6 protein-coding genes are annotated in these 13,431 nt (G+C 61.4%); 3 read left to right on the forward strand and 3 right to left on the reverse strand.

Features of this window, described 5'->3' with window-relative positions; genetic code table 11:
* Positions 1-87 precede the first annotated feature (87 nt).
* A complete protein-coding gene (locus tag RQG84_RS07335; RefSeq protein WP_311209486.1) occupies positions 88-1,464 on the reverse strand; it encodes an HNH endonuclease in 1,377 nt (458 codons plus the stop codon).
* Between the two features lie 444 nt (positions 1,465-1,908).
* Here RQG84_RS07335 and RQG84_RS07340 point away from each other — a divergent pair, with 444 nt between their 5' ends.
* Positions 1,909-2,589 (forward strand): hypothetical protein, encoded by a 681-nt coding sequence (locus tag RQG84_RS07340; protein ID WP_311209487.1) that lies wholly within the window; start codon positions 1,909-1,911, stop codon positions 2,587-2,589.
* A 410-nt stretch (positions 2,590-2,999) separates the two neighbouring features.
* Here the strand turns inward: RQG84_RS07340 and RQG84_RS07345 are convergent, their stop codons facing one another.
* Both RQG84_RS07345 and RQG84_RS07350 read right to left on the reverse strand, forming a co-directional pair.
* Positions 3,000-4,142, reverse strand: coding sequence for a hypothetical protein (locus tag RQG84_RS07345; RefSeq protein WP_311209488.1), 1,143 nt, complete (start codon positions 4,140-4,142; stop codon positions 3,000-3,002).
* Between the two features lie 210 nt (positions 4,143-4,352).
* Entirely contained in the window at positions 4,353-6,998 is a 2,646-nt protein-coding gene (locus RQG84_RS07350) for a DEAD/DEAH box helicase (protein ID WP_311209489.1), read from the reverse strand.
* A 125-nt stretch (positions 6,999-7,123) separates the two neighbouring features.
* Between RQG84_RS07350 and RQG84_RS07355 the strand changes: the two genes are divergently transcribed.
* Entirely contained in the window at positions 7,124-10,534 is a 3,411-nt protein-coding gene (locus RQG84_RS07355; RefSeq protein ID WP_311209490.1) for a helicase-related protein, read from the forward strand.
* Positions 10,535-10,634: 100 nt separating this feature from the next.
* Positions 10,635-13,430 carry a DUF1156 domain-containing protein gene (locus tag RQG84_RS07360; protein ID WP_311209491.1) on the forward strand — a complete coding sequence of 932 codons (2,796 nt, stop codon included), beginning with the start codon at positions 10,635-10,637 and terminating at the stop codon, positions 13,428-13,430.
* Position 13,431: the final 1 nt, after the last annotated feature.

Raw genomic sequence — 13,431 nt, forward strand, 5'->3', positions numbered from 1 at the left:
GCCCGTTGCCCTTGCAATGTGCGCTTGACGAACTGCTCTTCCTGGTTGGCGGATCGCGACGCGGCCCGTTGAGTGTCTTCTCGCCGATCAAGCTTCCTTCAACCCGTACTCCTCCCAACGCTCCCTCAGCCACTTGACTTGCCGGCGAGAAAGCTCGATCTGGAGGTCGGCCCCAGACAACGCCGCGAGCGCGGGGAAGGGCTTGAGTTCGTCGGCGACCACGATGGTTCGATTAGCCGGATCGATCGCAATCAGCCCACGGTCGAAGAGAGCATGAAGGTCTCGGCGTAGCAAGAGGCCGCCGTCGTCTTCATGCTTCCCGATGCGTGCGTACGAGTACAGGTGCGCGGCCTCCAGAGCGGGTTCGGGAGCTGGGCCGGACAAGGCGCAAACCGCTCCGTACCGCTTCAGCAGCAGCCGACGGAAGGCGCTCTGACCGATCCGCACTTTCGTGATCCGCTGAGTGAATCCCCCGTTGAGGCGACGATGCGCGCGGCCCGTCGGACCGGGTGCCTCAGAGTTGAGTTCCGGGACAGCGATTCGGGCGGCCGCCAGGTTCATCTCGCGAATTACATGCTGGGATCCTTGATGGATCGAAAGCTTGCGCACCTCTTGCGCTGCCAGGCGCCCCTCGAGGTCGACCCAGCCAAGTTCGTGCCGAGTCGAAAAGGTGGTCACTTCCTCCCAGTGCTCGTCCGCCTCGTCGAACTCGAGACCGCAGTCCTGACAGCGATACAACGGCGTCTTGACGGTCCGCGCTTTAATCCGAGCCTGCGAGCAGTTGGGACAGCGACGAATGCGTTTGGGGGCTGCGCCAACCTCGATGTCCTCGATGACAGAAGCGCCGAGCGAGCCGGTGTTGTCCCACACGATGATGAGGTCACCAACCTCGGGTGCCTGCGAGTTTGGAACCTTGGAGTCCCACCGGTAGGACGCTGTGATGTCGTCTGCGTAGCCGTCGTTCCCGGCGAAGGCTCGGCTGTCGCCTGCGGCTAGCAGCAGCCAGCCCCTGGGCTTTCGGACAGCCGCATCCTTCCCAAGTTCCTTCAGATGATGAAGCCACCGACCTTCCACTACTTCGGCTTCCAGTTCGCCGATGAGGGTTCCGCTTCCTTGGGGCGTCCAGTGCGTCTTTGGCGCGACGGTTTGCAACTCTTCTAGCGCCAAGACCTCGGACTCATCGAGGATGTGGTCCCAGGCGACCCGGACGTAGTTCGCCGTACCGCTCCGCGATGGATCCCAGTGAACATGCTGCTCTACCTCCGACGTCGCATGCCCGCTGGCGAGAAGGCCGCGCGCACCAGCACCTTGCTGCAAGAGAAAGATCCGATCGTTTCTCGCGACACCCGAGGCCCGCGACCCCGTGGACCAGAGGCTCTCAACCGCGCCCGACTCTTTAACGGGTGCGCTGTGGTCGATCGACGGTGACTTGGCCGGATTGAACGTCAGCAGGAATGTCTTCATCAAGCAGCCGCCGTACGTCTCATTCAGACAAGGTACGCGCGACGGAAGACCTCGTCTGCAACATCGAGCGGACGGCGAAGGTCAAGAACGTCGTTCATGGACGGCGAGACCGATGAGTGCTACGAAGCCAAGGATTCATCTGGGCGCTATGGATGCGAGTGCAAAGACGGCAGCAGGTCGCCTGTTTCAGCTCAACCTTGAGATCGATGTCTGCGTTGAGTTGCTCGGCAGCACGCCGTGACATGTTGGAGGAGCGAAATTCCCTGGCTCCGCTCTGAGTTGAGTCGACCCTCGACCGGTCACCTGTCGATGCAGCAGTCCTATCACTAGGAGCGGACGCGGTCACCGATACTGATTGCGTCCCAGTCGTGTAAGCGAAGCCGCATCGCGAGCGGCAGCTCGCGGCTACGGTTGTCCAACACACCAATAGGGGAGCGTCGCCTCGTGGGGAACCCGCACAAGTTGAGTACCAGTGACCTGCCGGGTCGCGTCGTCGGACGGTGCGTTGCTCCGGGTTGTTCATGGAAGTCAGGGGCTGACACGTCGTCTTCCCCGCCGGAAGCAACTCGGAAGGTCTACAGCGAGTTCAACAAGCATCTCGCCGGTGTCTCGGCCAAGGCATCGATGAAGCCTTCAGCAAGTTCGCGAAGTGAAGCCTCCAAGGCGCCTGAGGGCGCCGAGCGCAGCGCTTCGGCGGACACCCCGAGCGCCGCCGTGGTTGCGATGGTGCTTGCAGTGGTCGCTCTCGCGATAGGCGGGACCGTTTGGGCGGTAGTCGTGGGCCAGGAGGATCAGTCCAGCGGCGATGACTACACGGCTGATGTGCAGACGGAAAGTGCAGACGGGGGCCTCGACGATGAGGGAACCGATATCTCTGACTACCCAAGTTCGGGGACGGCCGAGAATGACGAGGGGCCGGGCTCCCTCAAGTATTCTTCCGATAGTGAACTGCAATTCGCCGCGGAGGACCATACCTGCGCAGAGCTGAAGATCTGGTATGACGTAAACCCTGGTGACAGCAATCTGAACATCGCTCGGCAGTTTTTCATCATGTGCGACGGAGAGATCCCGCCGCCAGTGGCCAGCGGGGAGATCTCAGACGCGGATGAGTTCTTCGGCTACTAACTTGCCCTCCGTGTAGAGGCGAGATCTTGGACAATGGGACGGGCGGCTCCGACCTCCCATCTACCGACTACGCACCTTCGTAACTATTCGAGACGCCCGTGCGACCGGGCGCGCTGGATCGTGAGGTATCCAATATCGAGCGGCTAGTCTCAGGTCCGCCAGATGGAGGTGAAGGTCCCACGAACCCGCCTGAGACCGTGGAACTGACGACCGGCGAGGTTGATTACGCGGCCGGCGCTGTCTCTACCGATCCGTTCGTGATTTTCAGTCTCGTCGCATCGAGACTTCGGCGAAGTTGCCCTGACGCAACTCGGTTCCAAAGTCAGGAGGTTACGAGTCTCGTCTGGACCGTGCGCCTCATTCAGAGAGACATGGCGCATCATGGAAGCAATTCTCGCCCGGAAAGCCGATCAAGCCTCGGCAGCGGGCAAGACCAGCAGGGTGCCGTCCTTGCGTCGCTCGATGTCGATGATCACGGCCGACTCTGAGGTCTCAGATCGCCCTGGGTCGAGCGCGCGGAGGCGGTACGACGTCTCCAAGAGGTCGTCGACCTGCTTCCGCGTCATCACCTTGTCGATCAGTCGCTTGGGCGAGCGGACCTCGAGTGAAGCGAGTCTACGAAGAACCTCTTCGACTCGGGACTGAAGTCGGTCGACCCTCCGCTGATCTTCTTGCAGGCTGAGCAAGAACCCTTCGAACGGATTGCCGGGGTCGCCCTGCCCGGCCTCGACGCCCTGCAGCACGACGACTCGGCGCTTGAGTGCGATCGCGAGGGCTGCCAGCTCAACGTGGGCGCGAAACTCCCCGCCGTTCGAGGTCACGCCTGGGAATGCCTTCTCGAGGTCAGCCACCTCGACTCTGGCCTTCATGCCATCCAAGGCGGCCTCCCACTTCTTGACGCGTCGCTCAGCCGTCTGTGTCGCGGTGCTGATCGCATGCACCGCAGAGTCGAGCCCCAGTGACGCGCCTACTCGACCGCGGTCCAGGAGCAACGCAGTCGCCTTTTCGATGGCGTCTTGGCAGCCTTCGAGTTCGCTGCGTTCGTCGTCGAGTCGGTCGCTGTGGAGCTTCTCGAGCAAGTCGGTGATGTTGTCGATGGCTTGTTGGCGCTGCCGGTCGGCGTAGGCACTGGCGCTCACGGCCACGGCCATCAAGATGAGCGGAGCTGCTACGGCGACTGCAGTTCCTGCCGCTGCGGTTCCGGCCGCAGCGCCCGCAGCGCCGGCGGATGCGGGTGGAACCGGAACGAAGGTGGCCTTCGCCTTGACAACCCGCTTCCCGACGCTTGTGACGATATCGCCGTGGATACCGCCCTCTACTGCCTTGGATGACATCGGCTTCGCCAACCCACGGCCGACCTGCGACGCTACCTTCGCGGGGACGTGCATCCGGTAGAGAACTTCATCGGACTTCGCCACGTCAGCCACGGCGGCCACGTTCGGCGTCCTGGAGATGAGCTGCGTGAGTTCTCGCGCAAGCGGGCTTGCGGCATCGAGAGGAAGGCCCTGGGAAACATGGCGGCCCTGCTCGAGTTCATGGGCCTCGAGGGTCACGAGAGGAGCCGACGCGAAAGCGGAGAGTGCCGTTCGGAGTTCGGACAGGCGCGCAGGCGTCAGTCCGTCCGTCTCAGGGAGTGCGGGCAAAGACTCTGACGGTCCAGTCGAGAGGGTCCAGACTGGCACCGCAGTGCTTTCCTCACTCATAACTCTCCTTGCGTTTGGCGCGGGCCAAGCCTGAACCGGGCTCTTCTGATGATGACCTTGTCACGACGCTGGGGCAGACGACTTCACGTGGAGCCGCTCCCGCTCTAGCGCGACGATCTCGCGAGCGATATCTGCATCCGAGATGTCGAACGCTTCCGGCGCACTTTCCGCGGTCGCCGACGTGCGAGCGAACTCGTCGAACAGCTCCCTCTTGACCTTCAAGATCTCAGTGACGCGCACGTCGACGCCCTCTTCGGAAAGCAGCCGATGAACTTGGACGGCGTCCAGCTGCCCCATGCGGCGGGCACGCGCGATGGCTTGCCATTCCGTGGTCGGCTTTAGCTGTGGTTCGCAGATCACGACCACTGATGCGGCCTGGATGTTCAGTCCGACCCCTCCGGCCACGATCTGCGCGACGAGGACAGCGCCTCCGGGCGAGGATGAGAAGTCATCGACCATCTGCTGTCGCTTGGCGGCGTGAACCGAGCCAGTCAACGGACCGAACACATGTCCGGGCAGCATCGCGGCGACGTCGTCCAGAACGTGCCGGAAGTGGGAGAAGACCAGGACCCGCTTGTCATTTGCTTTCGCCTCCATTACGAGATCGGCGAGTCGCTGCATCTTGCTCGAATTTGGGCCCGCCTTGAACGCAGCCTGACGCATCGCCATGAAGTTTCCATCGATGACTGCATGGGCGTAGTGGAGTTCGTCATCACGAGACAACGGCATCCATTCGTCGACTTCCACCAGCTCGGGGAGCTCCGACAGCACTTCGCTCTGGTTTCTCCGCAGGTAGGCGGGGGCCACCTGCTTGCGGAACTGTCGGGGAGAAAACTCCGTAGCCGTCACAGTGAGATCTGGACGCAGGTACCCGACGAGGTTACGGAACTCTTCGATGCGATTTTCGAGCGGAGTGCCGGTGAGAAGGATGGTGCGTGGCGACCGCTTGATCAGCCGAACGGATCGTTCACTTCGGAGGGCGTGGGGGTTCTTGATGTAGTGCGCTTCATCGAAGATGAGACAGGAGGGTCGAGTGGATGAAGGGATCTTGTCTTCGAGCCAGGCGAGGCTGTCGTAGGTCGTCACGGCGACGCCCCCGTTACGGGCCCACGAGGTGAGTGCTTGATCTCGCCCTTGACCATGAAGGCGATAGGGCCGCAGGTCTGACTTCTCCCGAACTTCTCGCACCCAGTTCGTGACTACGGCTGCCGGACAGACCACAAGGAAGTGATGCGATCCGCGTGACTGCAGGTGAGCGAGGACCGCTAGCGACTCGACCGTCTTGCCCAGTCCCATCTCATCGCCGATGACCACCTTGCGCTGCACCAGGGCGAACCGTGCTCCGAAGGATTGGTAGCCACGCAAGGATGCCTTGAGATGCTCGGTGTTCAGCGTGAGTGCGCGTATGGCCTCGAGAATCTCCGCCGGCAGGTCGCCAGTCTGTGCGGCCTCATCTTCGACCAGAAGTCCGAGCTCCGAGAGCATCGCAAAGTAGTCGGCGGGCCGAGCGAGAAAGTCCGGCCACGGATCCGTCGCCTTCGCCGTTCGCCGGGGGCGCAGCGCGGCGGCGCTGCCCACGACCACCGAGCAAGCTTCGCGGAAATCCGAAGCTCCCTGAGCCTCGGGGATCAGTAGGAGGTGGGTTGTCTTACTGTCGAGAGAACTGAGCACTGGCCTCAGAATCTGTGCCGCAGCAAGCACGCTGGTTGCATCGCGGACCTCTCGGGCGGCGTCCCACGCCGCCAAGGTCCGGAGTAACTCTGTGGTGTCCTTCGACCGCGCCTTGACGTCGATGCGAACGGGCATCTCGTCGATTGTGGTCTGCCAGATGGTCAGAGCGGCCGCGAGCATCCGCGTGCCAGTTGTCTCGCCCACGCCGGGCAGCAGGGTGATCTGCCCGCCCAGGTCGAGGACTTGCTCAACTGTGGTGATGCCCGCTGCGATGAGCGACGCAAGCCTGATCTGCCCACTCGTTGCTTCCTTGAGGCGCTCAGTCGGCATCTCCCGAACGATCTTGCGAGCTTCGGCCTGCCTGATCGTGTCCCCGGCCTGCACAACGGCCGCCTTGAACTCCTGCTCCTGGTCGATGGCTCGGTAGATCTCGACCAACGCGGAGGACGCGAGTTCGAACTCGTTGCGAGGGATGAGGACGGCACCAGGCCCGATCGCCTGAGCGAAGCCCACAGCAGGGTCGAGTAGGGAGTGCGCGGCGTACTCGGGCATCGTTTCGATGTCCCGCGCTTCAACTCGGCTCAGTTCGTCCCGACCGCCCACCGCCAGGAGACGATCTCGGATCCCCTGAAGCAGGTCGGCTCCTCGTGCCGCGGCCTCCTTCTGCTCTTTGCGGGCGAAGAGGCGCCGACCGCCGTAGATCGACTTCGCATCGTCCAGTGCGCCTTGGATGCGTCGTCCTTCAAGCTCGTCGAGGAGCTTGCTCACCTCCTCGGAAAGGCGCGGGAAAGCCATCGCGCGTGCCATCAGTGTGATTGCCCGTGCGTCGTTGGATGACAACGGAAGCCATCGCCAGGCGGGCGACCCACCGGGCCTCTGACTGGCTGCCTGGATCCGGTGTTCCAGGCTCGCTCTCGCGCTCTTCGAAGCATCGAAGACGGATCGGCGCTTGTCCCTCATCTTTCGATGACGCGTCGTCCACTCGTCGATCTCATCCGCGACAGCCTTGAGTTGGCGCCGTCCCTCTTTATCCATGGTTCCCTGTCTAGTCGACCCTCATCGCTGCGAAGATAACCACAGGGGGAGACGAACTTGGTCGAATGGTCAAACTGTCCGCACCTCTCAGTAACGTCACCGCACCGACGAGAGGAAGGCCGCCAGTGCAGCTAGAAGAGCTCAAGGCTGGGCTTCGTGTCGAGGGGCTTATCCCGGCCGAAGTGATCACCGTGCTCGCAGCGCAGTGGCACGGAGCGGACGCCGTAGAACTGACCTACAAGGATGCTGGCGGCGGTCTCGGGCAGCAGGTCATCTTTCGCAAGGATGAGGGACAACTGTCTGTTGCCCAGTCCGGTAGCCGCGCTTTCGACGCCAACGCCAACGACTTCAAGCTGGTGGCTGAGGCGCAGCGCATCTCCCTGGCGGGCCTCTTCGACCCGATGCTCGCCGTGGCCACCAGCGACGTGCAGCCGCTGCCGCACCAGATCCGAGCGGTGTACGGAGAGCTCCTGCCGCGAACACCTTTGAGGTTTCTTCTCGCCGACGATCCGGGTGCGGGCAAGACCATCATGGCCGGGCTCTACATCAAGGAGCTCCTGCTTCGTGATGACGTCAAGCAGTGCTTGATCATCGCGCCTGGAGGGCTCGTCGAGCAGTGGCAGGACGAACTCTTCTTCAAGTTCGGCCTGCGATTCGACCTGCTGACCAATCAGCTGATCGACGCCCAAGCCAACTTCAACGTCTTCGAGACCAACCCCCTGCTCATCGCACGGATGGACCAGCTGTCACGCAATGAACAGCTCCAAGATCAGCTCAAGGACACCGAGTGGGACCTCATCATCGTCGACGAAGCCCACCGGATGGGCGCCCACTACTTCGGTGGCGAACTGCGCAAGACCAAACGCTTCCTGCTCGGGGAGATGCTTGGGCAGATCACACGGCATCTGCTCCTCATGACCGCCACACCCCACTCCGGCAAAGAAGAAGACTTCCAACTCTTCATGACCCTGCTGGATCGCGACCGCTTCGAGGGCAAGCAGAAGAAGAGCACGGACGTCAGCGGAGTCATGCGCCGCATGGTCAAAGAGGATCTGCTGACGTTCGAAGGCAAGAAGCTCTTCCCCGAGCGCATCGCTGAAACAGTCCCGTACGAGCTGACTGCTCTCGAATACGAACTGTATGAAGACGTCACCCACTACGTCCGCGAAGGGATGAATCGCGCCGAGCGCATCGGCGGTAAGCGCAAGAACACGGTCGGCTTCGCTCTGACCGTGCTTCAGAGGCGTCTCGCGTCCAGCCCCGAGGCGATCTACAAGAGCCTCGTGCGACGCTCTGAGCGTCTCGAGCGCAAGAAGACCGAGATCGAGAACGGCACGTACCGCGAGCCGGATGCGTCGATCGATCTGGAGGAGATTGACGATGACGAGTTCAACGCCGAAGAGATCGAGACAGCGGAGGAAGAGCTGCTTGACTCGGCGACCGCAGCCCAGACCATCGAAGAACTCAATGCCGAACTGCTTGAGCTAGCGGACCTCACGAAGACCGCACGCCGCGTCCGCGACGCGGGAACGGACCGGAAGTGGACCGAACTGTCCACCATTCTTCAAGACCACGCACTTGTGACCGACTCCAATGGGTGGCCGCGCAAGTTCATCATCTTCACCGAGCACCGCGACACCCTTGACTACCTCCAGGCGAAGATCGGCTCCCTCATCGGGCGGCCCAACGCGGTCCGCGCGATCCACGGTGGCGTTCGACGCGCCGAACGTCGCCAGATCACCGAGGAGTTCACGAAGAACAAGGACTGCCAGATCCTGCTGGCCACGGACGCGGCCGGGGAGGGCCTCAACCTTCAGGCGGCCCACCTGATGGTCAACTACGACCTCCCCTGGAATCCCAACCGCATCGAGCAGCGATTCGGGCGCGTACACCGCATCGGCCAAGAGGAGGTCTGCCGGCTCTGGAACCTCGTTGCAGCCAACACCCGTGAAGGTGAGGTGTTCACTCGGCTGCTGGAGAAGCTCGAGCAGATGCGCCAGACCTACGGTGGCAAGGTCTTCGATGTCCTGGGCGAGGCCTTCAACGAGCGACCGCTGCGAGATCTCCTGCTTGACGCCATCCAGTACGGCGAGCGCGAAGACGTTCGCGCTGAGATGCACAAGGTCATCGACTCCTCCGTCGGCGACGGGCTGAAGGATCTTCTTGAAGAACGGGCGCTAGCCTCCGAGCACCTCGCTGACGCTGATCTTCACGCTCTCCGCGCAGCCATGGACGACGCGCGAGCGCGACGCCTCCAGCCGCACTACATCGAGTTGGCGTTCAAGGCAGCGTTCACCAAACTCGGCGGGCGCATCGTCAAGCGGGAGCATGGTCGATACGAAATCGCCAACGTGCCGCAGCACATCCGTTCCGCCGGCACTGGGCCGATCGCCACCAGGTATGACCGGGTCACCTTCGATCTCGCTCATGTTCAGCCGCCCGATCTGCTCCGCGCCGATCTCCTCGCGCCAGGACATCCGCTTCACGACGCCGTCATGAGTGAAGCCATTCGGAACTACGGGGGAGTGCTCAACCAGGGCACGGTTCTCGTCTCCGCAACGCTGGAAGAGCCCCAGCTTCTGGTTGGAGTCGTGGAAGAGGTGGCCGACGCCACCGGCGACACCGTGGCCAAGCGATTCGGGTACGCCTATGTCGACAGCTTCGGCACTGTCAGTCCCGCCGGGCCCGCGCCATACCTCGACTGTGTAGCGGCGCCAGCAGGTCCAGTCACCGATTCCGCGAGCGGCCTCACTTGGCTTGGCGATGCAGAGGACAAGGCGACCAGTTGGATCATCGCGAACCAACTGCCCGACTACCTCGCCGAGGTGCAGCCGCGCCGGCTGGAGGAACTGACCAAGGCGCGAGACCTCGTCACGAAGCGTCTCACTGCTGAAAGTGAGCGCCTTCTGCTCGATGCCGCCGTGGCCGCCGAGAAGGAGAGGAAGGGCGACAAACCGAAGCTCTCGTCAGAAGGCTTGAACCGCAAGGCCGTCGAACTCGACGTTCGCCTCCGCAAGCGGCTTGAGTTACTCGATCAGCAGCAGCTCATGTCGACAAAGCCGCCGCACATCGTGACCGCCGCGCTGGTCCTGCCCATCAAGATGGTCGAAGGTGAGATCCCAGACGGTGCCCCGATCCACGCGAAGGAAACCAAGGCGGTCGAACGCCGCGGTGTCGATCTTGTGCTCGCCCGCGAGCGGGAACTTGGCCGCAAGCCCGTCGAGCAGGCCTTCAACAATAAGGGCTTCGACATCCTGTCGACCGACGCCAACGGCGACACCTACCGGATCGAGGTCAAGGCCCGGATCGAGGGCTCGAAGGACTTCTTCGTCACCCACAATGAGGTCATGACAGGCAAGAACGCTGTTCCGCGCTACCGGCTCGCGCTCGTCCGAGTGGACCAGCGCGGCCCGCAGTACGATGAGGTCCGCTACCTCGACGACCCCTTCGCTAAGACCGACCTCGGGGACTTTGAGGCCACAGGCGTTCGAGGGGACTGGAACAAGACGTGGAGGAAAGCTATCGCGCCGTTCTAATTGTCAAGCGAATATCTTCGATTTCGATCAAACTTAGTATAGTCCGCGTGCTGCCGCGAACAAGTTGCCAAGTCGCGTCGTGTGAACTTCGGTGATGTTCATGACGAGTATGACGTTCGCTGGGAAGGTGAATCTTTTGAGAAAGCGCAAACTTATTGAAGTAGCGCTGCCCCTTGAGGCAATTAATCAAGAATCTGCTCACGAGAAGTCGGTGCCCCGGAAAGGGCATCCAGCAACACTCCACCTTTGGTGGGCGCGACGCCCCTTGGCTGCGGCGCGGGCCGTTTTGTTCGCTCAGCTGGTGGATGATCCAAGTTCTAGGCCCGACGAGTTCCCAACTGAAGCGGATCAGCGGGTCGAGCGCGAACGACTGCATTCACTGATGGTCGAGATCTCCCGATGGGAGAACTCGCAGGATACGGAGCTGTTTTCTCGAGCTCACCTGGAAATTCTTCGATCCTGCGGCGGCAATCCACCATCAATTCTTGATCCATTCGCCGGCGGCGGCACGATTCCGGTCGAAGCTCAGCGGCTGGGATTGGAAGCTGTCGCATCCGACCTCAATCCGGTTGCCACGCTTATCAACAAGGCGCTAGTGGAGTTGCCGCACGCGTGGCGAGGGCGTCGTCCCGTCTTCCCGGGCATGGCTGATTCCCAGATACGAAACTGGACGGGAAACGAAGGTCTTGCCGCCGACGTCAGGTCGTACGGACTATGGATGCGCGATCAAGCCGAGCTGCGCCTTGGGGGTTCCTATCCAAGCGCTGATGGGCTCACCGTTGTCGCCTGGATCTGGACCAGGACCGTTGAATGTCCAAATCCTGCGTGCCGAATCGAGATGCCGCTCATACGTTCTCGTTGGCTCAGCAAAAAGAAGGGGCGAGAGACATATGTGACGTATTCCGTCGTTCCGGACCCACAGCACAAGAGCGGAGCTCGCGTCGTTTTCGATATTGGCAGAGGGGTGGAAGGAGCGCCTACTGCCGAGGATGATGGAACTGTTGGGCGAAAAGGAGCGTCATGTCTCGCCTGCGGCTCCCCGGCCAGCCTGAATTACATTCGCTCCGAGGGTCAGGCGAAGCGAATGAGGGCGCAGCTGATGGCCGTGGTTGCCGAAGGTAAGCGGCAGAGGGTTTTTCTTGCTCCATCATCCGCGCACGAAAAGGCCGCCGATCTGGAGGTCTCAGGCTCTGTTCCTTCTGCCGAGATTTCGAAGGACGGTCCGGGAGCGAAGAACGTGCCCCTGTATGGCCTCACGCAGTTCTCCGATCTTTTCACTAAGCGTCAGTTGGCTGCGCTCACGGTGTTTAGCGATCTGGTGAGCGAAGCGAGGGACAAGGTGATAGCCGATGGTGGAGAGCGTGATTACGCCGATATCGTGGCTACATATCTCGCATTCCTGGGTTCGAAGTTGGCGGACTGGCTATCGTCGCTCTGTAGTTGGATCCCTCAGATCGAAGGTGTTCGAGACACATTTGCGAGACAAGCGCTGCCCATGGTCTGGGACTTCGTCGAGATCAATCCGCTTTCAAATTCAGTGGGAAATGTCACGGGGCACTTCGAATGGATCGTAGCCTCAATCGAAGCGTTGCCGTCGGTTGGACCGGTCGGTGTCGTGACGCAGGCCAACGCAGCCACTCGGACGTACACGAACTCGGTGGTATCGACGGACCCGCCGTACTACGACAATATCGGGTATTCCGATCTTTCTGACTTTCTCTACATCTGGCTTCGTAGATCATTGCGGGAGATTCATCCGGAACTTCTCTCAACAGTCTTGGTCCCGAAGGCGGACGAGCTCGTTGCAAACGCTCAGCGACATGGTGGGCGCAAAGGAGCTCAACAGTTCTTCGAGGATGGATTTAGGCATGTTTTCGCGCACGCCCGGGAGGCTGCGCGGGACGATTTTCCGATAACTGTCTACTACGCGTTCAAGCAGAGTGAAGTGGACAGTTCTGGGAATGCGTCTACCGGGTGGGAGACCCTGCTGGAGGGGATGGTTCGAAGCGGCTGGGAGATTACCTCGACGTGGCCTCTGAGGAGCGAGCGAGGAGGTCGAATGATCAGCATTGGAGCTAACGCGCTTGCCTCTTCGATTGTTCTGTCTCTCCGTCCGAGACCGGCGGAATCGCCCATTGTCGATCGCCGGGGCTTTATCGCCGCACTCGAAGCAGAGTTGCCGGGCGCACTTCGGAAACTTCAGCAGGGTCAAATTGCTCCCGTGGACCTTCCGCAGGCTGCGATTGGACCGGGTATGGCAGTTTTCAGTAGGTATTCCGCAGTCCTCGAGCCGGACGGATCCAAGATGACCGTGCGCGCTGCGTTGTCTCGCATCAACGAGATTCTTGATCACGTGCTGAACGAGCAAGAGGGCGACTTCGATCCCACGTCGCGTTTCGCGATTGCGTGGTACCGCCAGTGTGGTTACGGCAAGGGAGCCTTTGGGGATGCAGATCTGCTTGCTCGAGCTCGAAATGCAAGCGTGAATTCGCTGGACCGTGATGGAATCCTCATCAGCCGTGCGGGTGCCGTTCAGCTGCTAAGGCCTGAGGATCTCTCGTTTGAGTACGACGTTTCGAAAGACGTGCGCACGAGCAATTGGGAGGCTTTGCATCATCTCATCGGAGTGCTCGAAAGAGACGGGATCGAAGGGGCGGGCAGGTTCCTCCGCGCCGCGTTGAGCCGTTCTGACCGCGTGGTTGACGCGGATCTAGTCAAGGAACTCGCTCATCTGCTGTTCCGCATCGCGGAGAGTAAAGGGTGGACCAAGGACGCGCTCAGCTTCAATGCACTGGTCACCACCTGGCCGGACATCTCCGATGTTGCTCGGTCTCTCGAAGGACCCTTCGCCCAGCAAGGCGCGCTCGACTTCGACGAGGATGACGATCGAAATTGAT

The organism is Aeromicrobium sp. WCS2018Hpa-31 (genome assembly GCF_031843905.1).
Taxonomy (GTDB): domain Bacteria; phylum Actinomycetota; class Actinomycetes; order Propionibacteriales; family Nocardioidaceae; genus Aeromicrobium.